The following is a 26,672-nucleotide window of genomic DNA, read 5'->3' as shown; positions in this document are numbered from 1 at the left end:
GGAAAAGGAAAGTCAGGGGTTGAGGCTGAAGCGGTTGAGGTCACCGTGGATTCGCTCGATGGCGACTCTGGCCTCGGTGGCGGTGGCCAGCGATTCGAGGTACTGGCTGCGCGCCGAGATCAGCGTTCGTTGCGCGTCCAGCACTTCGAGAAAGCCGAACTTGCCCATCTCGAAACCGCGCGTTGCCGTGTCGACGGCACGTTGCGCGGCGGGCAGGATCACGCGGTCGAAGGACTCGACTTCCTGCGCGGCGGTGTTCCATTGATCGAGGGCGGACTGCGTCTGGGTGCGCAGCCTCAGTTCGACGGCGTTGCGCAGGTCACGCGACTGGTCGGCACGGCGTGATGCCGCGAGCACGTTGCCTTGATTGCGGTCGAACAGCGGCAGTGGCATCGACAGGCCCACGACGTTGACTCGCTCGCGCTCTTCGCGGCTGTACTGGCTGCCGACGCTGACGGTTAGGTCCGGGATGCGCTTGGCGCGCTCCGACCCCAGCGCCGCTTCGCGCTGCTCGATCTGGGTCTGCGCCAGGCGCAGCTCGGCGGACTGATTGAGGGCGGTCAGTAGCTTTGCGCTCGGTGGCAGCTTGCCTGGCGACAGGTCGCTATAGTCCAGACGCTCGAAAGAGGCGAGCGGCGAACCGGTGGTGCGCGCCAGCTCGCGGTTGCTGTTGATTTTCAGGGTCTCGGCGCGGCGGACCAGCAGGTCGGTTTCGGCCAGTTGCACCTGGGCGCGTGTGGCTTCCACCGGCGATACCTTGCCCGCCCGGACTCGCCCTTCGGCAACCTCAAGGCCGCGCTCGGCCAGTGTCCTGGATTGACGGGCCAGCTCCAGACCTGCCTGTGCCCGCGCCGCTGCGTAGAACGCCTGAACCACCTCGGCACGCAGCTCGTTGCCGCGACGCTCCAGCTCCAGACGCGCAGCGTCCTGACCCTTGCTGGCGGCCTCTATCCGCGCTCCACGTTTGCCGCCCAGTTCCAGGGCCTGGCTGAGCATCACGGTGGTGGTGCTGGTCTCGCGGTGGGTGTCTTCCACTTCCCATGACACCGTCGGGTTGGGGATCAGCCCGGCCTGCTGTCGATCGCCTTCGGCGACGCCGATCTCCCACTGGGCTGCGGCCAGTTCCGGGTTACGGGCGAAGGCTGCCTCCAGTGCCTGAGCCAGGCTGATGCCCTGGGCTGCGGCAATGCCAGGGGCAACAAGCGGTAACAACACCAGGCAAAGTGCGGCGACTCTCATAGCGCACTCCCTGCCAATCGATCTGTACGCTGAGCGCGCACGTTATTCTCCAGTCGCATGACTCACCCCATCGAAAGCAAAAAACAAACAGGCACCAGGGCGCTGAAGTTGGCTGAGGGGACTGTATGCAACCGGAGTTATCAGAGGGATTGCTGCAAAATTACGATTTTGTTATCCAGCGGGATGGGCGTTTCTTTTCAGTACACTGCACAACATCGTCATCCACCGTTCATCAAACAGGAAGCCTGGTTATGCGAATCCTTGTCGTCGAGGACGAGCCGAAAACTGCCGAATACATGCATCAGGGTCTGACCGAAAGCGGCTATATCGTCGATATCGCGGCAACGGGTCTCGATGGGCTCTATCTCGCGCAGCATCAGGCTTACGATGTGGTGATACTGGACGTGAACCTGCCGGAGATGGACGGCTGGGAGGTGTTGAGCCGCCTGAGGAAGACCGTCAGTACGCGCATCATGATGGTCACTGCACGCGGGCGTCTCGAAGAGAAGGTCAAGGGCCTGGAAATGGGCGCTGATGACTATCTGGTCAAGCCGTTCGAGTTTCCCGAATTGCTGGCTCGGGTCCGCACGCTGATGCGCCGCAGCGAGCAGACCAGCACTTCCAAGGTGTTGCAGGTCGGCGATCTGGAGCTGGATCAGGGGCGCCACAGAGCGTTTCGCGGCAGCCAGCGCATCGACCTGACGACCAAGGAATTCGCGCTGTTGCACCTGTTGATGCGGCACAGCGGCGAAGTCATGTCGCGCACCCAGATCATCTCTCTGGTCTGGGACATGAACTTCGATTGCGACACCAATGTGGTGGAGGTGTCGATCCGCCGTCTGCGCGCGAAGATCGACGATCCGTTCGAGACCAAGCTGATTCACACGTTGCGTGGCGTCGGATACGTACTGGAAGTGCGTGAATGAAGCTGACCCGTCTCTCGACCCGTCTCGGATTGACGGTCGCGGCGCTCATCGGGTGCCTGGTGCTGATGATGGAAATGCTTGCCTATGCGGCGATTTCCCGTCAGCTCGATATACGTGCCGAAGACGCGTTGAACGAGAAGTTCAGGCAGATCGAACACAGCATGAGCGAGGGTTTTTTGGGGGTCGTCGACATCGTCCAGTACCCCCACACGCTGCGTGACCAGATCGTCGGGCATGACAGCTTCTCGCTGACCATTTTCGACGTGGGCAACCCTCGGCAAGAGTTGATGAGCGTCGGTAGCCAAGAAGGACGAAGTCTGCCGGTTCCTGATACCGATTCGCTGCCGCAAGGCTTTCAGGAACTGAGATCCGAGCAGGGCCATAAGATTCTGCTGGGTTACAGGACCGTACGCCTCAAGACCGGTCAGGACGTGCTGGTCAGGCTGTCCATGGACAGGGAAAGCGACACCGTGCTGCTGCACGCTTACGTCAGATCGACGTGTTTGGCCTTGCCGGTGATTCTGCTGCTGGTCGGCTTTGGCGTCTGGTGGGTGGTGCGTCGCGGGCTCAGGCCGCTGGGGGCGTTCAGGAAAGTCACTGCGCTGGTCTCGGCCCGCGACCTGTCTCATCGGATGAAAGTGAAGGGCCTGCCTGACGAGTTGCGCGACCTGGCACATGCGGTCAACTTCATGTTGCACAGGCTGGACGGTGATGTGCAGCAACTGGCGCAGTTCTCGGACGACCTTGCGCATGAGCTGCGCTCACCAATGAACAACCTGATGGGCAGGGCGCAGGTCACGCTGTCCAGACCGCGCCCGTCGGAGGAATACAAGCAGGCACTCGAATCCTGCACCGAAGAGCTGGAGCGCATGTCGCGCATGATCAGTCAGATGCTGTTTCTGGCCAGCGTCAGCCAGCCCGCAGCGCCCTTGCCGGTCGAGGTCATCGATCTTCGTGAGGAGGCAGACAAGGTCGCCGAACTGTTTTCCTCCTCGGCGGAGGATCGCGACATTACCTTGCAGGTTCAGGGGCACGCCAGGGCGACCGGTGACCGGCTGATGATCCAGCGAGCGATTTCCAATCTGCTGTCCAACGCCATTCGTCATGGTCTGTCGGGCAGCGTCATTACCCTCACGCTTGCCACGCATGAGGATGAAGTGTCACTGGCAGTGCGCAATGCGGGGGATGGCATCGATGCCGAACACCTGCCACGCCTGTTCGATCGTTTCTATCGGGTGCATGTCAGCCGCGCGCGACAGCAGGGCGGGACCGGGCTTGGGCTGGCAATTGTGCGTTCCATCATGAGCCTGCACGAAGGGCAGGTTACGGTGCAGAGCGAGCCAGGCCAATTCACCACGTTCAGCCTGATCTTTCCTAAACTGGTGTAATGCGTCAGGTTGGTGGTCGTTCTTCAAGAACCTTTCGCTGACCCCCGGCTCATAGCTTGTGAGCGGGTATTGCCCGGATGCTTCCGATGAAGCTGAACCCTATAAGGATGGACGTATGACAGTTGCTTTCTGGTGCGTGCTGGTCGCGATCTTGCTGCCGATTATCTGTGCCGGTATCGCCAAGTTCGGCAGCGGCAAATTTGGCAGCGGGCATAACCATGACCCGCGGGCCTTTCTCGACAAGCTGGAAGGGTTTCCGCGCCGCGCGCATGCTGCCCAGATGAACAGCTTTGAAGTAACCCCGGCATTTGCTGCGGCGGTGATCATTGCGCACATTGCCGGTAACGCGCAGTTGGTGACCATTGATGTGCTGGCGGTGTTGTTTATCACCAGCCGCCTGCTGTACATCATTTTCTACCTGGCTGATCTGGCCGCACTGCGCTCGCTTGTCTGGCTGGTGGGCATGGGCCTGATCATCGCGCTGTTCGGGGTGTCGGCTTTCCCGGCCGTGTCCTGACAGGCTGTTCGCGACGCTGCCTATCATGGGCAGCGTCGCGACCTGATCAGTCGTCTGACTGGACTTTCTCGAGTTCGGTCTGGGCTTCCTGCAATTCCTTGCGAGAATCGGCGAGCTTGTCCTTGCGCTTGTTGATCTTCTCCGGATCGCCCTTTTCCATGGCCTTGTTCAAGTCGGTCTGACGGCGGCTGACTTCCTGCTTGGCGTCGAGCACTTTCTGCTTGCGCTGTTTGATCAATGACGTTTCGGTGCAGTTGGCATTGACCTCGGCCAGTGCCTTTTCAAGGTCGGACTGTTCCGCTTTATTACCCTCGGTCTTGGCATACTGAATCTTGCTGCTGATTTCCTGGCTTTTGATCTGGCATTCGGACTGCACGGGGGAGGGCGCCTGTGCGTCTGCGAACACGGTTGTAGCGAGCAGCGTGCAGCTGGTGAAAAGAATCAGTGGCGATAAAAACTGCATATGAACTCCGTTTGAATACGGACAGAAAAATGAACGTCCGCTACTTAAAACCTGAAATGCTCTGTGCCTGCAATTGCTGGCTCAGTGCCTGTACCTGTGGGTCCTGAAAAAAAGCCCTCAGTCTGGCCGCACGACCAGGACCAATGCCTGGCTCTGCTTGCCATTGCTCAACGCTACGGTCAGCCAGTTCGTGCCAGTTGTCGGGCAGTCTGGCGCCTCCCGTGGGCGGCAGTCCGATGGCCTTGAGCCATGTCTGAAACGGCCGTTCGCGTGCGGTTTGTAGGCTGTCGAGCAGTTTAGCGCTACTGCGTTCAGCGAAGCCGGGAATGTTAACAAGCTCAGCATGATTCAGGGTCATCCAATCGAGTAAGCCCATTATTTGGCCGTTCTCGATAAGCGTGTTCCAGGTCCCCGGACCAACGCCGGGCAACGCCAGGCCTTTCTTGCCGCTGAGCCGTGCCAGTCTGGCGCGGAACTGGCTTTCACAGCCTGGTGTGGCTTGCCAGCAGCTCAGTTCATGAAAGTCGTCGGCTCGTGGAATGATCATGTCAGCTCGTTCAGCAGCACGGGACACCACGCCATCGAGTCGTGGAATCGTCAGTCCGGCCAGGCTCACGGCGACCTGATCGCCAGGCCTGATATCCAGCGTTTGCCAGCGCTGCAGCGAGCCCGTGCTGATGCGGCTGACGGTACGATCATCGAGACGTACCGGGGTCAGCTCCAGCACCGGCGTAATCCTGCCACTGCGGCCGATCTTGAAGTTGACCTTGCGCACCTCGGCCAGCGCCTGGGCGTAGGGATGTTTCCAGGCGGCAATCCAGTAAGGCGCACTGGCTTGCCAGCGTTGCGCGGGTGGGCGTTGACCCTGGCGCATGATCACGCCATCCGTGGCGAACGGCAGGGGATTGCGATACCAATGCTCGCGCCATCGTGCGGCCTGGCCGTAGTTTTGCAGTGGATGCGTATAGGCCGCGCTGTCCTCAAAACCCATGGCTTGCAGGCCTGCGAGACGTTGCGCCATATCGGCCGGCCCGTTCGGCCAGTCCCAGACGAACAGCCCGATGGCGTCGGCCTGCTGCGGGCTGATCGTCTGCCGCGCCAGTAATCCTGCGACCTTGCTGCGCGCGTTGACGCTGCCGGACGCGGCCTGAATGTGGTCGTCCAGCCGCCAGTACAGCTCGCCTTGCAGTACTGGGGATTCAGCCTGGGGCAGTTGTTGAGGAATGGTTTTGATCAGTCGCGCCTGCGAGGTCCAGTCCTGCCCCTTGCGCCCGTCACCACGACTGATCGCCTGCACAAGCTGGCCTTGTTCGTAGATCAGCGTGACGGCTACGCCATCGACCTTGGGTTGAATCCACAGATCGTTGCGGCCCTTGAGCCAGTCCTTGACGCTACCTTCGTCGGCCAGCTTGTTGACCCCCGTGTGCGGAACGGGATGAGGCAACGGGCCGACTGCTGTCTTCAGCGGATTGGACTCGGGGCTGGAAACGGCAAGGCACGAGCGCCACAGGCTCAGCTTCTGCCGCGCCTGATCGTAGAGCTCATCCGGGATTTGCGAAATGCCCTGCCGGTGGTAGCTGTCATCCCAATCAGCAATCTGCTGTTGCAAGGCCGTAACCTCGCTGTGCGCCTTGGCTGCAGGCCAGTCAGGGCATTGACTGGAATGGCCGAGGCCGGGTAGAAGAGACACAAGAGCGCACGTCATCAGGCGAAAGGTTGGCAGCATCGAAGCATCCTTGCTTTAGGAATGGGCCCGATGAGGCTAGTCGTTGTCGCGTGGTGATGGGTAGGGCTTGGTTACCGGGTTTTGCCATTGCGCAGGGCGGTATGTCTACGCAGAGTGATCAGTGACTGTACCGGCGTCTTCGTGAGCAAGCTCACTCCCACAGGAGTTTGGTACGCATTGCTCTTGCCGAACGGCATGTCCACGCAGGGTGCTCAGTGACTGCGCCGGCCTTTTCGTGAGTAAGACTTGTGTATAGCGATGAGCGCGGAGCCTGGGCACGACAGTGTTCTCCCGCCTGGCTCTCATTCCTCACGCTCCAGCGTGGTAATGCCTTGGGTGACGCTCTGCGTCACAAGCCTGTCGCGCGCCGCATTTTATTGATCGGCTCGGAGCGTCCATATCTCCAGACGAAAAAAAGCCCCGAAACGACCAGGTCGTCCGGGGCTTTTTTCTGGGTTTTTACAGGCCGGCAGCTGCGCGCAGGGCGTCGGCGCGGTCGGTTTTTTCCCAAGTGAAGGCGGTGAAGGTGTCATCGCCAACGGTCATTTCGACCGGGATACGACCGAAGTGGCCGTAGGCTGCAGTGGCCTGGTACATCGGGTGCAGCAGGTCGAGCATGGTGGTGATTGCGTAAGGACGCAGGTCGAAGTTGTCGCGGACCAGCTTGATGATCTTGTCATCGGACAGCTTGCCGGTGCCGAACGTGTTCAGCGAGATTGAGGTCGGTTGAGCGACGCCGATGGCGTAGGACACCTGGATTTCGCAACGCTCGGCCAGGCCGGCAGCGACGATGTTCTTGGCCACGTAACGACCGGCGTAGGCGGCCGAACGGTCAACTTTCGATGGGTCCTTGCCGGAGAATGCCCCGCCACCGTGACGGGCCATGCCGCCGTAGGTGTCGACGATGATCTTGCGGCCGGTCAGACCGCAGTCGCCTACCGGGCCACCGATGATGAAGTTGCCGGTCGGGTTGATGTGGAACTGGGTGTCCTTGTGCAGCAGGTGCGCAGGGATGACGTGCTTGACGATCAGCTCCATCACGCCTTCGCGCAGGTCCTTGTACGACACATCCGGGTTGTGCTGGGTCGACAGGACGATGGCGTCGACGCCGACCACCTTGCCATTTTCGTAACGGCAGGTAACCTGGGATTTGGCATCCGGGCGCAGCCACGGCAGCAGGCCGGATTTACGCGCTTCGGCCTGACGCTGCACCAACTGGTGGGAGAAGGTGATCGGCGCTGGCATCAGCACGTCGGTCTCGTTGCTGGCATAGCCGAACATCAGGCCCTGGTCGCCAGCACCCTGATCTTCAGGTTTGCTGCGGTCAACGCCCTGGGCGATGTCTACCGACTGCTTGCCGATGATGTTCATCACGCCACAGGTGGCGCCGTCGAAACCGACGTCGGAGCTGTTGTAGCCGATGTCGAGGATGACGTTACGCACGATGTCTTCCAGATCGACCCAGGCCGAAGTCGACACTTCGCCAGCGATGATCGCCACACCGGTCTTGACCAGTGTTTCGCACGCCACACGGGCGTATTTGTCTTCAGCGATGATGGCGTCCAGAACCGCGTCGGAAATCTGGTCGGCGATCTTGTCCGGATGCCCTTCGGACACGGACTCGGAGGTGAAAAGTGAGTATTCGCTCATCTCTACGGGTTTCCTTCATTTTACCGATGGTGAGTGTCGCCAGCCGGTCGCTGAAAATGGCGAACCTGGATCTGGAAACCATTACGTAAGCCTACATAGAGGCTTTCCCCGGGAACTAGCCCCGCAGCGATGGCCCAACGGGCCAAGTCTTCATGCTCGAAACCTAACCAGAGATCGCCACAGGCCTCCCTGGCCCAACTCTGGTCATGACTACACAATTCTGTTACCAGCAGGCTACCGCCGGGTTTTACATGTTCGGCCAGTTGCTTCAAGGCTTCGGCCGGTACCGCGAAATGATGCAGCACCATGTTGAGGACGACGCAATCGGCGCTGACTTTAGCGTCGGTCAGTGCGTCGGCCAGCCTCAGCTCAACGTTAGCCAGTGCCTTGCGCTCGCAGACGCCACGCGCCAGGTCGAGCATGACCGGGCTGTTGTCCATCGCGATGACCTGAGCGAAGCGTCGCGCCAGCTCAGGGAGGAAGCCGCCGTCACCGGGGCCTACTTCCAGAGCGGTTGCCTGGGCGCCGAAGCTCAGTTTGTCGAGCAAGGTCAGCAGGCTTTCGCTGTACTGCGCCAAACCGGCGATCAGGTCCTGCTGGGCACGAAACTTTTCTGCGGTACGGGCGAAAAAATCCTGGCTGGCCAATGCCCGTTGCCGATGCACCAGGCCGATACGGCTCTGTACGTCGTCCGGCAACTCCAGCGTATCCACTTCATCCAGCAGCGCCGCATGCAGCCTGCCACCCGGCAACTCGGTATGGGGCAGGGCGCGCCGGTAGAAAATCGCGTTGCCTTCACGCCGTGTCGCCACCAGATCAGCCTGCGCCAGCACCTTGAGGTGGTGGCTCATGCCCGACTGGCCGATGGCGAAAATCTGCGCCAGTTCCAGTACGCCGAACGAGTCGTTGGTCAGCACACGCAGCACGTTCAGCCGCAAGGGATCGCCGCCGGCCTTGCACAATGCAGAGAGGTCGTCGCATGCATCGTGGCGAATGGCAGGTACACGCAGGTTCATAGCTGCGCAGTCTAGAGAGCGATTCGGAGTGTCGCAAGGGCAATATCAAAAAGTTTTGATATTGCTGGGTGGGTGGCACCGGTCAGCCGTTGTGAACTTGTCGAGCAGGCGGGTGATCCAGTCTTTGCGTACCAAATAATGTCCGCAACCCCGGAAAAAAGCCTATGGTCGTCTATCTGTGATTGCCCCCGGCCTGTCCGTGAGGGAAAATAGCCTTCTTTTTCTCAATCCTATTTCTTAATTCCCAGGAGATCAGCGATGCCAAGCCGTCGTGAGCGTGCCAACGCTATTCGTGCCCTCAGCATGGATGCCGTGCAAAAAGCCAACAGCGGCCATCCGGGTGCCCCCATGGGCATGGCGGATATCGCCGAGGTTCTTTGGCGCGATTATATGAAGCACAACCCGGCAAACCCTTCGTTCGCCGACCGTGACCGTTTCATCATGTCCAACGGCCACGGCTCGATGCTGGTCTACTCGTTGCTGCACCTGACCGGCTACGACCTGTCCATCGACGACCTGAAAAACTTTCGTCAATTGCACAGCCGTACTCCCGGCCACCCGGAATACGGTTACACGCCTGGCGTCGAGACCACCACCGGTCCGCTGGGTCAAGGCTTTGCCAACGCCGTCGGTTTCGCTGCTGCCGAGAAAACGCTTGCCGCGCAGTTCAACCGTCCAGGCCACTCCATCGTCGATCACCATACCTACGTGTTCATGGGCGATGGCTGCATGATGGAAGGTATTTCCCACGAAGCGGCCTCGCTGGCCGGTACGTTGCAACTGAACAAGCTGATCGCGTTCTACGACGACAACGGCATCTCCATCGATGGCGAAGTGGAAGGCTGGTTCACCGACGATACGCCGAAGCGTTTCGAGTCCTACGGCTGGTTGGTGATTCGCAATGTCGACGGTCATGACCCTGAAGAAATCAAGACGGCCATCGAAACCGCTCGCAAGAGCGATCAGCCAACGCTGATCTGCTGCAAGACCACCATCGGTTTCGGTTCGCCGAACAAGCAGGGCAAGGAAGAGTCCCACGGTGCGCCGCTGGGTGCTGACGAAATCGCCCTGACCCGTGCTGCACTGAAGTGGAACTACGGTCCTTTCGAAATCCCGGCTGACATCTATGCCGAGTGGAACGGGAAGGAAAAAGGCCTGGCTGCCGAAGCCGAGTGGGATCAGCGTTTTGCTGATTATTCCGCCGCCTTCCCGGAGCTGGCCAACGATTTCATTCGCCGCATGAGTGGGCAGTTGCCTGCTGATTTCGCCGAAAAATCAGCGGCTTATGTCGCCGAAGTCAACGCCAAGGGCGAAACCATCGCCAGCCGCAAGGCCAGCCAGAACGCGCTGGGAGCACTGGGCCCGTTGCTGCCTGAAATTCTGGGTGGTTCGGCTGACCTTGCCGGGTCCAACCTGACCATCTGGAAAGGCTGCAAGAGCATCACCGGCGAAGACCCTAACGGCAACTACCTGCATTACGGTGTTCGCGAGTTCGGCATGGGCGCCATGATGAACGGCATCGCCCTGCACGGCGGCTTCGTGCCTTACGGCGCAACCTTCCTGATCTTCATGGAATATGCGCGCAACGCGGTGCGTATGGCCTCGTTGATGAAGAAGCGCGTGATCTATGTATTCACCCACGACTCCATCGGTCTGGGCGAAGACGGCCCGACTCACCAGCCGATCGAGCAGTTGACCAGCCTGCGTACCACGCCGAACCTGGACACCTGGCGCCCTGCGGATGCGGTGGAATCGGCCGTGGCCTGGAAGCACGCTATCGAGCGTGACGATGGCCCGTCGGCACTGATCTTCTCCCGTCAGAACCTGACTCACCAGGCGCGTGACGAGAAGCAACTGTCGTACATCGCGCGTGGCGGCTACGTGCTGCGTGATTGCGCGGCCGAGCCTGAGCTGATCCTGATCGCAACCGGTTCGGAAGTCGGTCTGGCTGTGCAGGCTTACGACAAGCTGACCGAGCAGGGTCGCAACGTGCGCGTGGTGTCCATGCCATGCACCAGCATTTTCGAAGCTCAGGATGCTGCGTACAAGCAGGCAGTGCTGCCGTTGCAGGTCAGCGCGCGTATTGCGATCGAAGCGGCTCATGCCGACTACTGGTACAAATACGTCGGCCTGGAAGGGCGCGTGATCGGCATGACCACCTTCGGCGAGTCGGCCCCTGCGCCAGCGCTGTTCGAAGAGTTCGGGTTCACGCTGGAAAACGTCCTGAGCACTGCTGAAGAACTGCTGGAAGACTGATCAACTGCCTCATGGTTGGTAGTTGATTTTGTGGGAGCGACCGGGGCGGATCGCCGCACCGGCCGCTCCCACAGGCTTTATCGTTTGCGCAATCAGATCCAGCCCCTGGCGAAAATTTCATGCCCCAGCCCCGCCCCTACAAAGTTGCTCTGAACGGTTACGGCCGTATTGGTCGTTGCGTCGTTCGCGCGCTGTGCGAGCGAGGGGCCAAGGCCGGGTTTGAAGTGGTTGCCATCAACGATCTGGCCGACATGGCCAGTCTTGAATACCTCACGCGCTTTGACTCCACACACGGCCGGTTCCCCGGCGAAGTGAGGGTTGAAGGGCAATACCTGCACATCAATGACCACCGGATCAAGGTGCTGCGCAGTGCGACGCCGGAAGGCATAGACTGGGCCGGTCTGGAAGTCGATCTGGTGCTTGAGTGCTCCGGCGTCTACAACACTCGCGAAGACGGCCTGCGCTTTCTGGAGGCCGGTGCGCCGCGGGTGCTGTTTTCCCAGCCGATGGCCAGTGAGCGTGATGTCGATGCCACCGTGGTGTTCGGCATCAACCAGCACAAGCTGACTGGCCGCGAGCTGCTGGTCTCGGCCGCCTCGTGTACCACCAACTGCAGTGTGCCGCTGCTGCGCTTGCTGGACCAGGCCATCGGCCTGGAATACATGACCATCACCACCATCCACTCGGCGATGAACGATCAACCGGTGATCGACGCTTATCATCACGAGGATCTGCGCCGTACCCGCTCGGCCTTCCAGTCGATCATTCCGGTATCCACCGGTCTGGCGCGCGGAATCGAGCGGCTGCTTCCGGAACTTGCCGGCCGAATTCAGGCCAAAGCTGTTCGCGTGCCGACGGTGAATGTGTCCTGTCTGGACATTACCTTGCAGATGTCGCGAGACACCGATGCCGTGGAGATCAACCGTATCCTGCGTGAGGCCGCCACCAGCGGCCCGCTCAAGGGGCTGCTGGCTTACACTGAATTGCCGCACGCCAGTTGCGATTTCAACCATGACCCGCATTCGGCCATTGTCGATGCGAGTCAGACCCGCGTTTCCGGACCCCGGCTGGTCAATCTGCTGGCCTGGTTCGACAACGAGTGGGGCTTTGCCAATCGAATGCTCGACGTCGCCGATCACTTTCTGCGCGTCGCTGACCAATAACAGTAAAAAAACAGGAATGCTCATGACCGTCTTGAAGATGACCGACCTCGATCTGCAAGGTAAACGTTTACTGATCCGCGAAGACCTCAACGTGCCGGTAAAGGACGGCGTGGTCAGCAGTGATGCACGTATCCTCGCTTCGCTGCCGACCATCAGGCTGGCGTTGGAAAAGGGCGCGGCCGTCATGGTCTGCTCGCACCTTGGCCGCCCGACAGAGGGTGAGTTTTCTGCCGAGAACAGCCTCAAGCCGGTTGCCGACTACCTGAGCAAGGCGCTGGGTCGTGACGTTCCTCTGGTTGCCGATTACCTGAACGGCGTCGACGTGAAGGCCGGTGATGTCGTCCTGTTCGAGAACGTTCGCTTCAACAAGGGCGAGAAAAAGAACACTGACGAGCTGGCGCAGCAATACGCAGCGCTGTGCGACGTGTTCGTGATGGATGCCTTCGGCACCGCGCACCGTGCCGAGGGTTCTACTCACGGCGTGGCCAAATTCGCCAAGGTGGCCGCCGCAGGTCCGCTGCTGGCCGCCGAACTCGAAGCACTGGGCAAGGCCCTGGGCGCTCCGGCCCAGCCGATGACCGCCATCGTTGCCGGCTCCAAGGTCTCCACCAAGCTGGACGTGCTCAACAGCCTGAGCGGCATCTGCAATCAGTTGATCGTCGGCGGCGGCATAGCCAACACCTTCCTGGCTGCGGCCGGTCACAAGGTCGGTAAATCGCTGTACGAACCTGATCTGCTCGACACCGCACGCGCCATCGCCGCCAAAGTCAGCGTGCCGTTGCCGACTGACGTGGTGGTTGCCAAGGAATTCGCCGAAAGCGCTACCGCTACCGTCAAACTGATCGGTGAGGTCGCCGATGACGACATGATTCTCGATATTGGCCCGCAGACTGCTGCGCATTTCGCCGAATTACTGAAATCTTCCGGGACTATCCTGTGGAACGGTCCGGTCGGCGTGTTTGAGTTCGATCAGTTCGGTGAAGGCACTAAAACGCTGGCCAAGGCCATCGCTGAAAGCCAGGCGTTCTCCATCGCGGGCGGCGGCGACACGCTGGCAGCCATCGACAAGTATGGTGTTGCGCAAAAGATTTCCTACATTTCGACCGGTGGCGGTGCGTTCCTCGAGTTCGTGGAAGGCAAGGTTCTGCCAGCGGTGGAAGTGCTCGAACAACGCGCCAAGGCTTGAGTGAAAGCTTTGGACAAGGAGTGGTCAATGGTCAGGGCGTTACCGTGGTTTCTTATCGCAGGTTTACTGGCCGGTTGCGCGGGCAAGCCTGCGGCTGAAGAGGTGGAGAGCGACTCCCCGACTCAACCGCTCCAGCTAAGCTGCTATCAGGCGGGCTGGCAGGCAGAAACGGTGCCGGTGGTCTACAAGCGTGGCGGTCCGGAGGTTTGGGATCGTTATGAATTCATGCCGCGGACCGGCAATGTAGGCTGTCTGTGAGCCAGGTCTGAAACCCGTTGGCAACATTGACGGGCTTCAGCGGTCTTTAAAGGGTGGATATTTTTCCGCGAAAGGAGTTTCGCCATGAAGATCGCTGCCCTGGCTCTGATGAGCTGCATTGTACTGGCTGGTTGTACCGGTTCTGGCTCGCGTGCCAAGACCTGTCAGATATTCAGCCCGGCCGCCGTGAATGTGCCGACGACTGAAAACAGTCAACGGGTCGAGGCACATGTCACCGGTGAGCCGGCCGATGACCGAAATCAGGAACAGAACTGCCCCTGACAGTTGAAACGACCGGCACGTGCCGCGTTTCGCAGGGCAGCCAGGAGACGTAATGAAAGGCGTGATTGCCCTTGGGGTTTTGGCAGTGCTTGGCGGTTGTTCGAGCATGAGTTCACCGCAGCAGAATGACCCCTGGAATCGCTGGGTATGCGACAGCAATGCAGAGGTCAACTGGCGCTACATCGACTCGGCCAAGAAGGAAGTCGATGTGCGTCTGAATCAGAGCGATCAGGTGTTCAGGCTCAAGGCCGAACCCGGCGCTGCCAGCGGTACGCTGTACAGCAACAATGTGTTGGCATTCGTCAACAAGGGTAGCGAGGGCCTGATTTACTGGGACGCTACCAACGATCTGATCGGTCGCGGCTGCAAGGCCAGATAAGTCGGATCTCGGGCACACACGCACGGCCTCGCGGCTGAGCTTATAACTTGAATGGCAGCCGCCACTACGGCAGGCTTGCTCGACTAACGACCCTACCGGGAGAGAAACAGACAATGGCACTTATCAGCATGCGCCAGATGTTGGACCACGCAGCCGAATTCGGCTACGGCGTTCCAGCTTTCAACGTAAACAACCTGGAACAGATGCGCGCCATTATGGAAGCGGCCGACAAGACCGACTCCCCGGTGATCGTTCAGGCTTCTGCCGGTGCCCGCAAATACGCCGGTGCGCCGTTTCTGCGTCACCTGATCCTCGCCGCGATCGAAGAATTTCCGCACATCCCGGTGGTTATGCACCAGGACCACGGCACCAGCCCTGACATCTGCCAGCGCTCGATCCAGCTGGGTTTCAGCTCGGTCATGATGGACGGCTCGCTGCGTGAAGACGGCAAGTCCCCAGCCGATTACGACTACAACGTCGACGTTACCCGTCGCGTGGTGTCTTTCGCTCACGCCTGCGGCGTTTCGGTGGAAGGCGAGCTGGGCGTGCTGGGTTCGCTGGAAACCGGCATGGCCGGTGAAGAAGACGGGGTTGGCGCGGAAGGCGTTCTGGATCACAGCCAGATGCTGACCGACCCGGAAGAGGCCGCTGACTTCGTCAAGCGCACTCAGGTCGATGCCCTGGCCATCGCCATCGGCACCAGCCACGGCGCTTATAAGTTCACCAAGCCGCCTACCGGCGACATCCTGGCGATCGAGCGTATCAAAGAGATCCACAAGCGCATCCCCAACACTCACCTGGTGATGCACGGTTCTTCGTCCGTTCCACAGGAATGGCTGAAGATCATCAACGAGTTCGGCGGCGACATCAAAGAAACCTACGGTGTGCCGGTCGAAGAAATCGTTGAAGGCATCAAGCACGGCGTGCGCAAGGTCAACATCGACACCGACCTGCGTCTGGCGTCCACTGGTGCCATCCGCGAATTCATGGCCAAAAACCCGAGCGAGTTCGACCCGCGCAAGTACCTGGCCAAGACTGTTTCGGCCATGCGTGACGTCTGTATCGCCCGTTACGAAGCATTCGGCACCGCTGGCAACGCCTCGAAGATCAAGCCGATCTCCCTGGACGCCATGTTCGAACGCTACGCGCGTGGCGAACTGGATGCCAAGGTCAACTGAGTTGACTGAGCATTGAAAAAACCCGCAGAAATGCGGGTTTTTTTATGTCCGGCCAAAAGCACCTGCCAGGCGAATGAATGCTCCGCGCTCATGGTTAGACACAAGTACTGAAGAGCCTGAACAATCTCGCTTCTGCCCGGCGGGCGTAGGAGCGAACTTGTTCGCGAAAAGGCCGGTACATTCTCCGAAAATGCATTTTCTGAACGACCGTCTTCGCGAACAAGTTCGCTCCCACGGCCTCCGGCCAGAATCAAAAGCGGACTTGTGCGTAACGATGGGTACTCCGCGTGGGCATGCGGTTCCGGAAGCTCTTGAAGCTGAAGAGCCTGAACAATCTCGCTTCTGCCCGGCGGGCGTAGGAGATTCTATGGTTTTGGGAAAGCCCTCAAGCCACTTTTGTTTGATATTCGCTCTGGTTCTTTAACAGAGCGAAGACTACTCGAGCCAACTTTCGGGAGAGCATGACCAGCGCTTGAGTTGTACTAAAGCCACGCTTTCTCTGCTCTTCATAAAAAGGCTTCCAGGCCGGCGTACGGCTCCCGGACATAGCCGCGTTGTGCAGCAACCGTCGGGCTTCTGGATCGCCGCGTTTGGTCAATCGACGAGGTCCATCACTTTGCCCTGATTTGGATACTCTCAGGTCCAGCCCAAGAAACGCGATAAAGGCGTTCGCTGCGCTGAACTCGCCTCGCTGAAAAGAAGTGACCAAACGAGCTGCAGTCAGAAAGCCGATCCCCTCTACTTTCATACAGCGGTTGACCTGCCTCATCAGCCCGGCTTCCTGCAGTACATCGCGAATCTTCTTTTCAACGAGCGCCTCAAATCGTTTCATCGAGTTGACCTGATTGGCGAACGCTGTTCTCAGAAAAGGCTCGTTGGTCCAGCTTTGTACCAGGCCAGTACGAGCCTGAACCAAGGCTGCACGACGTCGGAACAGGCTCAGAAGCTGCCGATAAAGCGGGCTCGCAGGTATCCAGGGCCGCAACTCATCAAGCTCGTTTTTCAGGTATCGGGCCAACAAACGAGCATCTTGGGCATCGGTTTTGGCGCGTATGTTGACGCCTTTACGGTAATGACTGAGCTGATAGCCATCCACCATATAAACGTCACAGCCTGCTTCGTGGGCCGCATCCGCGAACAGGACGTGATAGACGTTAGTGGCTTCGATGGCGATGGCGCAGCTGCTCGCCAAGGCCTTCAGCCATTGGGTGATGGCGACTTTGGTATTGGGGATTGCCTCAAGTCGATCATATTGATCGTGGTAGATCACCAGCTCATTCTTGGCGACATCTACACCGATGATCGGTTTTTCCAGAGTAACCCGCATTGCCATAACGCCTCCTCGGGGATAAGGTTTACAGACTTGAAGGGGCCACCCAGAGGCGCAGGCTTGTTTCTATCGTAGGTTGTGAGCCTTAAGCATTCTTTATCGGCGCTTGGGTGAAAGGAGGAGGGGTGAAATCTCCTACGGGTCTGTACTGCGCGAACAGTCAGAAGCGAACTAAGTCCCTCCTCCTCCCTTCAAGTCTTACCATACAAGCGAACTTGTTCGCGAACTGCCGGGGACCGGCAGCAAAACCAGCGACCTCGGTTGTGCCTGATGTACCGTACGTGACGGTTTCACTGTCGGTTCCCGACAGTTCGCGAGCAAGCTCGCTCCCACGCCCTCCGGGCAGAAGCGCCATCTCCGGGCCCGCGCAGAGAGTATCGCTAAGCCCCCGGCACCAGCTGTAAAACCCTTGGAAGCAGCCTGATCATGCGCGATACACAAGCCCGCTCTTGATCCTGCCCGTAGGGCGTAGGAGCGAACTTGTTCGCGAAAAGGCCGGTACATTCTCCGAAAATGCATTTTCTGAACGACCGTCTTCGCGAACAAGTTCGCTCCCACGGCCTCCGGTCAGAATCAAAAGCGGACTTGTGCGTAACGATGGGTACTCCGCGTGGGTATGCGGTTCCGGAAGCTCTTGAAGCTGAAGAGCCTGAACAATCTCGCTTCTGCCCGGCGGGCGTAGGAGCGAACTTGTTCGCGAAAGGGCCGGTATATTCTCCGAAAATGCATTTTCTGAACGACCGTCTTCGCGAACAAGCTCGCTCCCACGGCCTTCGGCCAGAATCAAAAGCGGACTTGTGCGTACCGATGGGTACTCCGCGTGGGCACGCGGTTCCGGAAGCTCTTGAAGCGTCTAAACGCTCTTCATCACCCCCGCACACGCCGCCTTGTACGCTTCGTGCTGATACTTGTTCAGGGTGTCGGGCAGGGCGAAGGTGTGTTTCTTGTTCTGCGCATTGATGGTCTGCGGTGAGATCAGCACCACGTTGCAATCGGACATCAGTTGAAAGATGGTTTCGATCTTGAAAGTGGTCGGGCCGCCAGCGAATTCGCCTTTCTTGCTGCGCTTCTTGATGACCACATGGCTGATGCCGTTTTCACGCACGAAACCGGCAAGTTGCGTGGAGAAGGCTTTGACGTTGGCGGCCTCGTCATCGTCCTCCAGTGCAAGCTTCTTCGTGGCGAGCGGCAAGTGCTCGATGTCGCCATTACGTCGAGTGGCGAGGGCGAAGATGGCTTCGCTGCCTTTGATTTCTACACCGCAAATAATCATGAGAAAACCTGATGAGCTCGTTCATATAAAGAGGCAGGTTATCTCATCGTAGACGTTATTCCTGAGCTATCGACTCCAGATACTCCGAGCGCTCGTCACTCATGCGTGCAACGCAATCGTTTTCACTGATGATGAAGGCCTTGCTACCTGCTGCAGAAGGAAAGACTTCAACCGCGCAGTCGGCGTCACGCAGCTTCTCCCAGGCTTGCTGAGCGGTCTTGAGCTTGCTGGTAAAGTCGTTGAACTGCGTCTTGTTGGCAACGAACTGCGACTGAACGCGCTTGAGCAGGTTGTCGAAGTTCTCCTTGAGCAACTGTTCGGCAGTGGTGCGGCTGTAGGCCGAGCATTCAAGGGTCTGCTTGTCGTCCTCGACACCGTCGCACGGCGACGCGTCAGGGTTCTGAGCGGCGTGTACGCCAGTCACAGCCGTCGTCATAAGGGCCAGGGTCAGCAAAAACGTTTTCATCGAGTCGCTCCGATCCATTGATAGGCTCGATTCTGTCTCAAGCGCGAGACATTGAACAGGTTTACGACATCGCACGACGACACGCCGTCCCCCTTTGTCGCATCTTGACGCTTTCGGCAAACCCCCTGTCGTTTTTGCACCCGGTTCCCCTGACCCTCCGGCATATGCTGACCCCATTAGCGCCGACAGCCGATTCAGCGCACCGGAATCAAAAAGGGGACAGCCTGATGAGCCCAGCCGAATTACACGCCGACAGCATCGTTATTGACGGGCTGATCATCGCCAAGTGGAACCGCGAGCTGTTTGAAGACATGCGCAAGGGCGGCCTGACCATGGCCAACTGCACCGTGTCGGTGTGGGAGGGCTTTCAGGCGACCATCAACAGCATCTGCACCAGCCAGAAACTGATGCGCGAAAACAGCGACCTGGTCATGCCCGTTCATACCACTGCCGACATCCGCAAGGCCAAGGAACTGGGCAAGACCGGGATCCTGTTCGGCTTCCAGAACGCGCACGCCTATGAAGACCAGATCGGCTACGTTGAGATCTTCAAGAAGCTCGGCGTGGGCATCGTGCAGATGTGCTACAACACCCAGAATCTGGTGGGCACGGGCTGCTACGAGCGCGACGGCGGGCTGTCGGGTTTCGGTCGTGAGATCGTCGCTGAAATGAACCGCGTCGGAGTGATGTGCGACCTGTCCCACGTCGGCTCGAAAACCTCGGAAGAAGTCATTCTCGAATCGAAAAAGCCGGTCTGCTATTCCCACTGCCTGCCGTCCGGCCTCAAGGAACACCCGCGCAACAAGTCCGACGTCGAACTGAAGTTCATCGCCGACCATGGAGGTTTTGTCGGCGTGACCATGTTCGCGCCGTTCCTGGCCAAGGGCATCGAGTCGACCATCGACGATTACGCCGAAGCCATCGAATACGTGATGAACATCGTCGGCGAAGACGCCATCGGCATCGGTACTGACTTCACCCAGGGGCACGGCCAGGAATTTTTCGAGTACCTGACACACGACAAAGGTTACGCCCGCCGCCTGACCAACTTCGGCAAGATCATCAACCCGCTGGGCATTCGCACCGTGGGGGAGTTTCCCAATCTGACTGAAACGTTGCTCAAGCGCGGTCACTCCGAACGCGTGGTGCGCAAGATCATGGGCGAGAACTGGGTCAACGTTCTGGCCGACGTCTGGGGCGAGTAACCCGCCCGCCATACCTTATCGAATTGAACCCCCACGGCCCTTCGAGCGGTGGGTGTAGCCCGAATCATCTGGAGTTTGACCGCCATGGCTAAAATCGCCCCGCAACTGCCCATCGAAGTCGACAGCGAAACCGGCGTCTGGACCTCCGATGCGTTGCCGATGCTCTACGTGCCCCGGCACTTTTTCGTCAACAACCATAGGGGCATCGAGGAGGTGCTGGGCGCCGATGCCTACGCCGACATCCTCTACAAGGCGGGTTACAAATCCGCCTGGCACTGGTGCGAAAAGGAAGCCGAATGCCATGGCCTGGAAGGCGTTGCGGTGTTCGAGCACTACATGAAGCGTCTGTCGCAGCGCGGCTGGGGCCTGTTCAAGATCCAGGACATCGACATCGAGAAAGGCACTGCCAGTGTGAAGCTGGAACACTCCTGTTTCGTGTACGTCTACGGCAAGGTCGGGCGCAAGGTCGATTACATGTTCACCGGCTGGTTCGCCGGGGCCATGGATCAGATCCTCGCTGCCAGCGGCAGCGCTGTGCGCACGGTTGCCGAGCAGGTTTACGGTGGTTCCGAAGAAGGTCATGACGACGGTCTGTTCGTCGTCAAGCCGCTGTAAATCGAGGATCGGGTTATGGCTTTCGAAGCGATGTTCCAGCCGATCCAGATCGGCAAACTCACCATCCGCAATCGCGTGCTGAGCACCGCGCACGCCGAGGTTTACGCCACCGATGGCGGCATGACCACGGATCGTTACGTGAAGTACTACGAGGAGAAAGCCAAGGGCGGCATCGGTCTGGCCATTTGTGGCGGCTCTTCAAGCGTGGCCATCGACAGCCCGCAAAGCTGGTGGAAGTCGGTCAACCTGGCGACCGACAGAATCATCCCGCACTTCCAGAACCTCGCCGACGCCATGCACAAGCATGGCGCCAAGATCATGATCCAGATTACCCACATGGGCCGTCGCTCACGTTGGGATGGCGATCACTGGCCGACCCTGCTGTCGCCATCGGGCATCCGCGAGCCGGTACACCGGGCAACCTGCAAAACCATCGAGCCCGAAGAAATCTGGCGGGTGATCGGCAATTACGCCAGCGCTGCGGCGCGTGCCAAGGCCGGTGGTCTGGACGGCGTCGAGTTGTCGGCGGTGCATCAGCACATGATCGACCAGTTCTGGAGCCCGCGCGTCAACAAGCGTACCGACGAGTGGGGCGGCAGTTTCGAGAACCGCATGCGTTTCGGTCTGGAGGTGATCAAGGCGGTGCGCAAGGAAGTCGGCCCCGACTTCTGTGTGGGGCTGCGCCTCTGCGGCGACGAGTTTCATCCCGATGGCCTCAGCCACGAGGACATGAAACAGATCGCCAAGTATTACGACGACACCGGCATGATCGACTTCATCGGCGTGGTGGGCTCTGGGTGTGACACCCACAACACCCTGGCCAACGTCATTCCGAACATGAGTTATCCACCGGAGCCGTTCCTGCACCTGGCGGCCGGGATCAAGGAAGTGGTCAAGGCCCCGGTGCTGCACGCGCAGAACATCAAGGACCCGAACCAGGCAACCCGAATTCTGGAAGGCGGTTATGTCGACATGGTCGGCATGACCCGTGCGCACATTGCCGATCCGCACCTGATCGCCAAGATCAAGATGGGCCAGATCGATCAGATCAAACAGTGCGTCGGTGCCAACTACTGCATCGATCGCCAGTATCAGGGCCTGGATGTGCTGTGCATCCAGAACGCCGCCACATCCCGCGAATACATGGGCGTGCCGCACATCATCGAGAAATCCGCCGGACCCAGGCGCAAGGTCGTGGTGGTCGGCGCCGGTCCTGCCGGGATGGAAGCTGCGCGCGTCTCTGCAGAACGCGGCCATGACGTGACCCTGTTCGAGAAAAAGGACTTCATCGGCGGGCAGATCACCACCGCATCGAAGGCACCGCAGCGCGACCAGATCGCCGGCATCACGCGCTGGTTCCAGCTGGAGCTGGCGCGCCTGAAAGTCGACCTGCGTCTGGGGACCGCCGCGGATGCGGCAACCATTCTCGACCTGCGCCCGGACATCGTGGTGCTGGCGGTCGGCGGTCATCCGTTTCTGGAGCAGAACGAACACTGGGGGGCCGCTGAAGGCCTGGTGGTCAGCAGTTGGGATGTGCTGGACGGCAAGGTGGCGCCGGGCAAGAACGTACTGGTCTACGACACGATTTGCGAGTTTACCGGCATGTCGGTGGCCGACTTTCTGGCCGACAAAGGCTGCCAGGTCGAAATCGTCACCGATGACATCAAGCCGGGCGTCGCGATTGGCGGAACCTCGTTCCCGACCTACTACCGCAGCATGTACCCCAAGGAAGTGATCATGACTGGCGACATGATGCTGGAAAAGGTCTATCGCGAGGGCGACAAGCTGGTGGCGGTGCTGGAGAACGAATACACCGGCGCCAAGGAAGAGCGGGTCGTCGATCAGGTAGTGGTGGAAAACGGCGTGCGTCCAGACGAAGCGATCTATTACGCGCTCAAGGAGGGTTCGCGCAACAAGGGCCAGATTGACATCGACGCGCTGTTCGCCATTCAGCCACAGCCATCGTTGAGCCAGCCGGGTGACGGTTACCTGCTGTTTCGTATCGGCGATTGCGTGGCGCAGCGTAATACCCACGCGGCGATCTATGACGGCTTGCGGCTGTGCAAGGATTTTTAAAGGCAGCTGCAAGCTGTGAGCTGCAAGCGGCAAGTAAAAGCGTTTGCCCCGTGCTTTTTTCTTGAAGCTTGTAGCTTGACGCTTGCAGCTCGCACCTGAGGTCAACGTGATGCTAGACACCCTTCTTCCGATCCTGCTGTTCAGCGCCCTGGCCCTTGCGGCGCTGGGCGCCTGGCGGCGGGTAACCCTGTGGCGCAACGGTCGGTCCTCGAAAGTCGATTGGCTGGGTGGGCTGCTGGCCATGCCCAAGCGTTACATGGTCGATCTGCATCATGTGGTCGCGCGTGACAAATACATCGCCAACACCCACGTGGCCACCGCAGGCGGCGCGGTGGCCTCGATTGTGCTGGCGATTCTGGTGCACGGTTTCGGTCTGCATAATCGCCTGCTTGGCTATGCGCTGCTGTTGATGACGGCGGTGATGTTTGTCGGTGCGGTGTTTGTCTATCTTCGTCGTCTCAACCCGCCTGCGCGTCTGTCGAAAGGGCCGTGGATGCGCCTGCCGAAAAGCCTCATGGCGTTTTCCGCGAGCTTTTTTCTGGTCACGTTGCCGGTGGCGGGCATTCTTCCAGAGCACTTCGGCGGCTGGGTGCTGGTGGTCGTTCTTGGGCTGGGCGTACTGTGGGGCGTGAGCGAACTGTTTTTCGGCATGACCTGGGGCGGGCCGATGAAGCACGCCTTCGCCGGGGCGCTGCATCTGGCCTGGCATCGCCGGGCCGAGCGTTTTGGTGGCGGACGTTCTACGGGCCTGAAACCGCTGGACCTGAACGATCGCAGCGCGCCGCTGGGCGTGGAGAAACCCCAGGACTTCACCTGGAATCAACTGCTGGGCTTCGACGCCTGCGTGCAGTGCGGCAAGTGCGAGGCTGCCTGCCCGGCGTTTGCGGCAGGCCAGCCACTCAACCCCAAAAAGTTGATTCAGGACATGGTGGTCGGCCTTGCCGGTGGCACTGACGCAAAATTTGCGGGCAGTCCGTATCCATCGCTGGACGGCAAAGGCAAGCCGCTGGGCGAGCATGGCGGCAATCCTCATCAACCCATCGTCAACGGACTGGTGGATGCCGAAACGCTGTGGTCCTGCACCACATGCCGGGCCTGCGTCGAAGAGTGCCCGATGATGATCGAGCACGTCGATGCCATCGTCGATATGCGCCGCCACCTGACCCTCGAAAAAGGCGCAACGCCGAACAAGGGCGCCGAAGTGCTGGACAACCTGATCGCCACCGACAACCCCGGCGGGTTTGCGCCGGGCGGGCGAATGAACTGGGCGGCGGATCTGAACCTGACGCTGCTCAGCGAGAAAAAAACCGTGGATGTGCTGTTCTGGGTGGGTGATGGCGCGTTCGACATGCGTAACCAACGCACCCTGCGCGCGTTCGTCAAAGTCCTCAAGGCGGCCGGTGTGGATTTCGCCGTGCTGGGCCTCGAAGAACGCGACAGCGGCGACGTGGCGCGACGTTTGGGTGATGAAGCGACCTTCCAGACGCTCGCCCGACGCAACATTCAGACCCTGTCCCAGTACAGTTTCCAACGTATCGTGACTTGCGACCCGCACAGCTTTCATGTGCTGAAAAACGAATATGGCGCTTTTGGCGGTGACTATCAGGTGCAGCATCACAGCACCTTCATGGCCGAGCTGGTGCGCAACGGCGCCCTGACGCTGGGCCAGCACAAAGGCGCCAGCGTGACCTATCACGATCCGTGCTACCTGGGCCGTTACAACGGCGAGTACGAGGCGCCGCGTGAAGTGCTGCGTGCGCTGGGGATCGAGATCAGGGAAATGCAGCGCTCGGGCTTCCGTTCCCGCTGCTGCGGTGGCGGTGGCGGTGCGCCGATCACTGACATTCCCGGCAGACAACGGATTCCTGACATGCGCATGGACGACATTCGTGAAACGGCTGCCGAAGTGGTCGCGGTAGGTTGTCCACAGTGCACGGCCATGCTCGAAGGCGTTGTCGAACCGCGACCGCTGATCAAGGACATTGCCGAACTGGTGGCCGATGCGCTGATTGAGGACGTTATCCCCAACACGCAAGCGTCTGCCAAACGCGAACCTGCGGAGGTGCTCTGATGAGCGACATTATCCGCCGTGATCCACGCGCCGAGTGGATCGCCCGCAATCGACTGCATCCGTTGCACGCGGCCATGCAGCCTGCGCAGAGCAGCTGGATGGGACCGAACGGCCTGATGCGCAAAAACGTGCATGGTCAGGGTTTTATCGGCCCCAACGGTATCAAGCGCATTGACCGCAGCGGCGCTCAGCAGGGCGGCGCGGTCAAGCGTTCGGTTGCTGCCGATGTGCAGCTGCCGCTGCATACGGTGGCCGAGCCAGCGTTCTATATCACGGTGGTGCCCGATATGGTCGGCGGCCGCCTGAGCAGCCACGACCGTGACTTGCTGGGGCTGGCGCGTCAGTTGGCGGGGGCCGACGGTGCGGTGCTGGCGGTGGTGTTCGGCGAACACAAGGAAGCTGCATTCGACACCGCGGGCGTGGATCGGCTGTTGCTTATCGACGGTGCGGAGTTCGACGGTTACTCACCAGAACAGCGCGTGCAGGGTTTGCGGGCTGTGGATAACCAGTTCAACCCGCGCCATTGGCTATTGCCGGACAGCCGCAGCGGCGGTGGCGAACTGGGTAGACGTTTTGCCGCCAGCATCGGCGAGCGACCTGCAACGCGGGTCTGGCAGGTCAAGGACCAGCTGTGCACAAGTCGGGCGGGAGCGGGGCGCGAAGACCTGGTCCGGCCTCTGGGGCGCTTGATTCTGGCCGCTGTGGAGTGCGCCGAACCGGTCAGCGAAACCCGTCACGAGGTATTACCGGTCGAGTTGTCCACAGGCGTGGCGCGCAGTCTGCCGCGTATCGAGGACCTGGGGGCGGTAGCCGTCGATCCCCGGGTTATCCCCATGGCTGAGGCCGAATTCATTCTGTCTGGCGGCAATGGCGTCAGGGACTGGGACCTGTTTCATCAGGCCGCTTCGGCTCTCGGTGCCACCGAAGGGGCGTCGCGGGTGGCGGTGGACGATGGTTTCATGGGCCGCGAGCGTCAGGTAGGCGCGAGTGGCACCTGGGTGACCGCAAGGGTGTATGTTGCCGTCGGTATTTCCGGAGCCATTCAGCATCTGCAGGGCATCGGCGCCTGTGACAAGGTAATTGCGATCAATCTGGATGCGGGGTGCGACATGGTCAAGCGCGCTGATCTATCGGTCATCGGCGAGAGCGCCGAAGTGCTCACTGCGCTGATCGCCGCAGTCGAAGCCTGGCGCAGCGGAGGTAAACGCGATGCAGCTTGAAGTGTCTGTGGATAAGCATGCGGTACAGATCATCAGTCTGGTGTCCATCGGAGCGCACCCGACATCAGGTCGTGCGCGCCGCGCCGAACAGGATGCGCGGGCCGTCGAGCTCGGTTTGCAACTGGCTGGGGATAACTTGCAGGTGCTGCACGCCGGCAATGCCGAAGAACCGGCGCTGCGCGCTTACCTTGGCATGGGGCTCAACGAGCTGCATGTGCTGGAGCAACCCGAGGGCGCCGATGCGCTGGTTGCGTTGACTGACTACCTTCGCGATTCTGCCGCACAGGTGGTGTTGGCCGGCAGTCAGGCTGAAACCGGTGAAGGGTCGGGCATGCTGCCCTTTCTGTTGGCTGAGAGGCTGGGCTGGCCATTGGTGACCGGTCTGGCTGAAGTCGAGTCGCTTAACAACGGCACCGCGCTGGTCTTGCAGGCTCTGCCTCGCGGCCAGCGTCGCCGGCTGAAGGTTCGTCTGCCGTTTCTGGCCACTGTGGATAACGCAGCTCCCAAACCTCGACAGAGCGCGTTCGGGCCTGCACAGCGTGGCACGCTGGACACCGAAATCGTTCAGGTCGTTGCCGATGAGTTATTGACGCATCAAGCGCTGCAGCCCGCCAGACCGAGGCCCAAGCGCCTGAAGGTCATCAAGGCCAAGAGCGGCGCGGACCGTATGAAAGCCGCGACTGCCAAGGCCAGTGGCGGGGGGGGCCAGGTGCTTAAGGGGCTGCGCCCTGAAGAGGGCGCAGCCGCGATTCTGAAGCTGTTGATTGATGAGGGCGTCGTAAAGTAAGA

At 60.0% G+C, this 26,672-nt stretch carries 24 protein-coding genes; 16 read left to right on the top strand and 8 right to left on the bottom strand.

Annotation, left to right across the window (positions count from 1 at the left end; translation table 11 throughout):
• Positions 1-12 precede the first annotated feature (12 nt).
• Positions 13-1,239 (bottom strand): TolC family protein, encoded by a 1,227-nt coding sequence (locus JOE39_RS17920; RefSeq protein ID WP_017279666.1) that lies wholly within the window; start codon positions 1,237-1,239, stop codon positions 13-15.
• 251 nt (positions 1,240-1,490) lie between these two features.
• Here JOE39_RS17920 and JOE39_RS17915 point away from each other — a divergent pair, with 251 nt between their 5' ends.
• From JOE39_RS17915 to JOE39_RS17905, 3 genes are all read left to right on the top strand, one after another.
• Entirely contained in the window at positions 1,491-2,165 is a 675-nt protein-coding gene (locus JOE39_RS17915; RefSeq protein ID WP_003420115.1) for a heavy metal response regulator transcription factor, read from the top strand.
• Positions 2,162-3,553 (top strand): heavy metal sensor histidine kinase, encoded by a 1,392-nt coding sequence (locus tag JOE39_RS17910; protein ID WP_210078532.1) that lies wholly within the window; start codon positions 2,162-2,164, stop codon positions 3,551-3,553. Before JOE39_RS17915 ends, JOE39_RS17910 begins: the two co-directional genes overlap by 4 nt.
• Before the next feature lie 115 nt (positions 3,554-3,668).
• A complete protein-coding gene (locus JOE39_RS17905; RefSeq protein WP_003316365.1) occupies positions 3,669-4,070 on the top strand; it encodes an MAPEG family protein in 402 nt (133 codons plus the stop codon).
• 46 nt (positions 4,071-4,116) lie between these two features.
• Here JOE39_RS17905 and JOE39_RS17900 read toward each other — a convergent pair whose 3' ends face one another.
• From JOE39_RS17900 to JOE39_RS17885, 4 genes are all read right to left on the bottom strand, one after another.
• Positions 4,117-4,533 carry a DUF1090 domain-containing protein gene (locus tag JOE39_RS17900; RefSeq protein WP_003316364.1) on the bottom strand — a complete coding sequence of 139 codons (417 nt, stop codon included), beginning with the start codon at positions 4,531-4,533 and terminating at the stop codon, positions 4,117-4,119.
• A gap of 40 nt (positions 4,534-4,573) precedes the next feature.
• Complete coding sequence (gene ligB, locus JOE39_RS17895) at positions 4,574-6,259, bottom strand: NAD-dependent DNA ligase LigB (protein ID WP_210078533.1); 1,686 nt, start codon at positions 6,257-6,259, stop codon at positions 4,574-4,576.
• 459 nt (positions 6,260-6,718) lie between these two features.
• A complete protein-coding gene (gene metK, locus JOE39_RS17890; protein WP_003372639.1) occupies positions 6,719-7,909 on the bottom strand; it encodes a methionine adenosyltransferase in 1,191 nt (396 codons plus the stop codon).
• 20 nt (positions 7,910-7,929) lie between these two features.
• Positions 7,930-8,925, bottom strand: a complete 996-nt coding sequence (locus tag JOE39_RS17885) for a metalloregulator ArsR/SmtB family transcription factor (RefSeq protein ID WP_024665666.1) — start codon at positions 8,923-8,925, stop codon at positions 7,930-7,932.
• A 258-nt stretch (positions 8,926-9,183) separates the two neighbouring features.
• On the opposite strand from JOE39_RS17885, the gene tkt reads away from it, so the two are divergent.
• The 7 genes from tkt (at position 9,184) to fba (ending at position 15,627) form a co-directional block, all read left to right on the top strand.
• A complete protein-coding gene (gene tkt / locus JOE39_RS17880) occupies positions 9,184-11,181 on the top strand; it encodes a transketolase (protein WP_003427014.1) in 1,998 nt (665 codons plus the stop codon).
• A 119-nt stretch (positions 11,182-11,300) separates the two neighbouring features.
• Positions 11,301-12,344 (top strand): erythrose-4-phosphate dehydrogenase, encoded by a 1,044-nt coding sequence (gene epd, locus JOE39_RS17875; protein WP_003316356.1) that lies wholly within the window; start codon positions 11,301-11,303, stop codon positions 12,342-12,344.
• A gap of 22 nt (positions 12,345-12,366) precedes the next feature.
• Positions 12,367-13,530 (top strand): phosphoglycerate kinase, encoded by a 1,164-nt coding sequence (locus JOE39_RS17870; RefSeq protein ID WP_096134005.1) that lies wholly within the window; start codon positions 12,367-12,369, stop codon positions 13,528-13,530.
• Between the two features lie 27 nt (positions 13,531-13,557).
• Positions 13,558-13,788 (top strand): lipoprotein, encoded by a 231-nt coding sequence (locus JOE39_RS17865; protein WP_003316354.1) that lies wholly within the window; start codon positions 13,558-13,560, stop codon positions 13,786-13,788.
• Between the two features lie 84 nt (positions 13,789-13,872).
• On the top strand, positions 13,873-14,070 hold the full coding sequence (locus tag JOE39_RS17860) for a hypothetical protein (protein WP_003316353.1): 198 nt from the start codon (positions 13,873-13,875) through the stop codon (positions 14,068-14,070).
• A gap of 52 nt (positions 14,071-14,122) precedes the next feature.
• On the top strand, positions 14,123-14,449 hold the full coding sequence (locus JOE39_RS17855) for an MliC family protein (protein WP_003320832.1): 327 nt from the start codon (positions 14,123-14,125) through the stop codon (positions 14,447-14,449).
• A 113-nt stretch (positions 14,450-14,562) separates the two neighbouring features.
• Entirely contained in the window at positions 14,563-15,627 is a 1,065-nt protein-coding gene (gene fba, locus JOE39_RS17850) for a class II fructose-bisphosphate aldolase (protein WP_003316351.1), read from the top strand.
• 385 nt (positions 15,628-16,012) lie between these two features.
• Here fba and JOE39_RS17845 read toward each other — a convergent pair whose 3' ends face one another.
• The 3 genes from JOE39_RS17845 to JOE39_RS17835 all read right to left on the bottom strand — a co-directional run bounded on the left by JOE39_RS17845 (position 16,013) and on the right by JOE39_RS17835 (position 18,696).
• Positions 16,013-16,960, bottom strand: a complete 948-nt coding sequence (locus JOE39_RS17845; RefSeq protein WP_024648092.1) for an IS110 family transposase — start codon at positions 16,958-16,960, stop codon at positions 16,013-16,015.
• Between the two features lie 850 nt (positions 16,961-17,810).
• On the bottom strand, positions 17,811-18,230 hold the full coding sequence (locus tag JOE39_RS17840) for a DUF3010 family protein (RefSeq protein ID WP_003316349.1): 420 nt from the start codon (positions 18,228-18,230) through the stop codon (positions 17,811-17,813).
• A 55-nt stretch (positions 18,231-18,285) separates the two neighbouring features.
• The gene (locus JOE39_RS17835) at positions 18,286-18,696 is read right to left on the bottom strand and encodes a lysozyme inhibitor LprI family protein (protein WP_024665614.1); all 411 of its coding nucleotides are present in this window, start codon (positions 18,694-18,696) and stop codon (positions 18,286-18,288) included.
• 227 nt (positions 18,697-18,923) lie between these two features.
• Here JOE39_RS17835 and JOE39_RS17830 point away from each other — a divergent pair, with 227 nt between their 5' ends.
• The 6 genes from JOE39_RS17830 to JOE39_RS17805 all read left to right on the top strand — a co-directional run bounded on the left by JOE39_RS17830 (position 18,924) and on the right by JOE39_RS17805 (position 26,670).
• Complete coding sequence (locus JOE39_RS17830; protein WP_003316346.1) at positions 18,924-19,901, top strand: dipeptidase; 978 nt, start codon at positions 18,924-18,926, stop codon at positions 19,899-19,901.
• An 84-nt stretch (positions 19,902-19,985) separates the two neighbouring features.
• Positions 19,986-20,516 (top strand): DUF5943 domain-containing protein, encoded by a 531-nt coding sequence (locus JOE39_RS17825; RefSeq protein ID WP_003393682.1) that lies wholly within the window; start codon positions 19,986-19,988, stop codon positions 20,514-20,516.
• A gap of 15 nt (positions 20,517-20,531) precedes the next feature.
• Complete coding sequence (dgcA, locus tag JOE39_RS17820) at positions 20,532-22,592, top strand: dimethylglycine demethylation protein DgcA (protein ID WP_004415601.1); 2,061 nt, start codon at positions 20,532-20,534, stop codon at positions 22,590-22,592.
• Positions 22,593-22,701: 109 nt separating this feature from the next.
• Positions 22,702-24,663 carry a (Fe-S)-binding protein gene (gene dgcB, locus JOE39_RS17815; RefSeq protein ID WP_210078534.1) on the top strand — a complete coding sequence of 654 codons (1,962 nt, stop codon included), beginning with the start codon at positions 22,702-22,704 and terminating at the stop codon, positions 24,661-24,663.
• A complete protein-coding gene (locus JOE39_RS17810) occupies positions 24,663-25,883 on the top strand; it encodes an electron transfer flavoprotein subunit alpha/FixB family protein (protein ID WP_096113024.1) in 1,221 nt (406 codons plus the stop codon). Before dgcB ends, JOE39_RS17810 begins: the two co-directional genes overlap by 1 nt.
• The gene (locus tag JOE39_RS17805; protein WP_099314834.1) at positions 25,873-26,670 is read left to right on the top strand and encodes an electron transfer flavoprotein subunit beta; all 798 of its coding nucleotides are present in this window, start codon (positions 25,873-25,875) and stop codon (positions 26,668-26,670) included. The genes JOE39_RS17810 and JOE39_RS17805 overlap by 11 nt, the downstream gene beginning before the upstream one ends.
• Positions 26,671-26,672: the final 2 nt, after the last annotated feature.

This window comes from Pseudomonas sp. PvP100 (genome assembly GCF_017833055.1).
Lineage (GTDB): Bacteria > Pseudomonadota > Gammaproteobacteria > Pseudomonadales > Pseudomonadaceae > Aquipseudomonas > Aquipseudomonas syringae.
This window is presented reverse-complemented; position numbering and strand designations above follow the sequence as displayed.

Excerpts from the sequence above, each read along its gene's own strand:
- JOE39_RS17920 (WP_017279666.1), bottom strand. The coding sequence starts at position 1,239 with ATGAGAGTCGCCGCACTTTGCCTGGTGTTGTTACCGCTTGTTGCCCCT.
- JOE39_RS17915 (WP_003420115.1), top strand. The coding sequence starts at position 1,491 with ATGCGAATCCTTGTCGTCGAGGACGAGCCGAAAACTGCCGAATACATG.
- JOE39_RS17910 (WP_210078532.1), top strand. The coding sequence starts at position 2,162 with ATGAAGCTGACCCGTCTCTCGACCCGTCTCGGATTGACGGTCGCGGCG.
- JOE39_RS17905 (WP_003316365.1), top strand. The coding sequence starts at position 3,669 with ATGACAGTTGCTTTCTGGTGCGTGCTGGTCGCGATCTTGCTGCCGATT.
- JOE39_RS17900 (WP_003316364.1), bottom strand. The coding sequence starts at position 4,533 with ATGCAGTTTTTATCGCCACTGATTCTTTTCACCAGCTGCACGCTGCTC.
- ligB (WP_210078533.1), bottom strand. The coding sequence starts at position 6,259 with ATGCTGCCAACCTTTCGCCTGATGACGTGCGCTCTTGTGTCTCTTCTA.
- metK (WP_003372639.1), bottom strand. The coding sequence starts at position 7,909 with ATGAGCGAATACTCACTTTTCACCTCCGAGTCCGTGTCCGAAGGGCAT.
- JOE39_RS17885 (WP_024665666.1), bottom strand. The coding sequence starts at position 8,925 with ATGAACCTGCGTGTACCTGCCATTCGCCACGATGCATGCGACGACCTC.
- tkt (WP_003427014.1), top strand. The coding sequence starts at position 9,184 with ATGCCAAGCCGTCGTGAGCGTGCCAACGCTATTCGTGCCCTCAGCATG.
- epd (WP_003316356.1), top strand. The coding sequence starts at position 11,301 with ATGCCCCAGCCCCGCCCCTACAAAGTTGCTCTGAACGGTTACGGCCGT.
- JOE39_RS17870 (WP_096134005.1), top strand. The coding sequence starts at position 12,367 with ATGACCGTCTTGAAGATGACCGACCTCGATCTGCAAGGTAAACGTTTA.
- JOE39_RS17865 (WP_003316354.1), top strand. The coding sequence starts at position 13,558 with ATGGTCAGGGCGTTACCGTGGTTTCTTATCGCAGGTTTACTGGCCGGT.
- JOE39_RS17860 (WP_003316353.1), top strand. The coding sequence starts at position 13,873 with ATGAAGATCGCTGCCCTGGCTCTGATGAGCTGCATTGTACTGGCTGGT.
- JOE39_RS17855 (WP_003320832.1), top strand. The coding sequence starts at position 14,123 with ATGAAAGGCGTGATTGCCCTTGGGGTTTTGGCAGTGCTTGGCGGTTGT.
- fba (WP_003316351.1), top strand. The coding sequence starts at position 14,563 with ATGGCACTTATCAGCATGCGCCAGATGTTGGACCACGCAGCCGAATTC.
- JOE39_RS17845 (WP_024648092.1), bottom strand. The coding sequence starts at position 16,960 with ATGGCAATGCGGGTTACTCTGGAAAAACCGATCATCGGTGTAGATGTC.
- JOE39_RS17840 (WP_003316349.1), bottom strand. The coding sequence starts at position 18,230 with ATGATTATTTGCGGTGTAGAAATCAAAGGCAGCGAAGCCATCTTCGCC.
- JOE39_RS17835 (WP_024665614.1), bottom strand. The coding sequence starts at position 18,696 with ATGAAAACGTTTTTGCTGACCCTGGCCCTTATGACGACGGCTGTGACT.
- JOE39_RS17830 (WP_003316346.1), top strand. The coding sequence starts at position 18,924 with ATGAGCCCAGCCGAATTACACGCCGACAGCATCGTTATTGACGGGCTG.
- JOE39_RS17825 (WP_003393682.1), top strand. The coding sequence starts at position 19,986 with ATGGCTAAAATCGCCCCGCAACTGCCCATCGAAGTCGACAGCGAAACC.
- dgcA (WP_004415601.1), top strand. The coding sequence starts at position 20,532 with ATGGCTTTCGAAGCGATGTTCCAGCCGATCCAGATCGGCAAACTCACC.
- dgcB (WP_210078534.1), top strand. The coding sequence starts at position 22,702 with ATGCTAGACACCCTTCTTCCGATCCTGCTGTTCAGCGCCCTGGCCCTT.
- JOE39_RS17810 (WP_096113024.1), top strand. The coding sequence starts at position 24,663 with ATGAGCGACATTATCCGCCGTGATCCACGCGCCGAGTGGATCGCCCGC.
- JOE39_RS17805 (WP_099314834.1), top strand. The coding sequence starts at position 25,873 with ATGCAGCTTGAAGTGTCTGTGGATAAGCATGCGGTACAGATCATCAGT.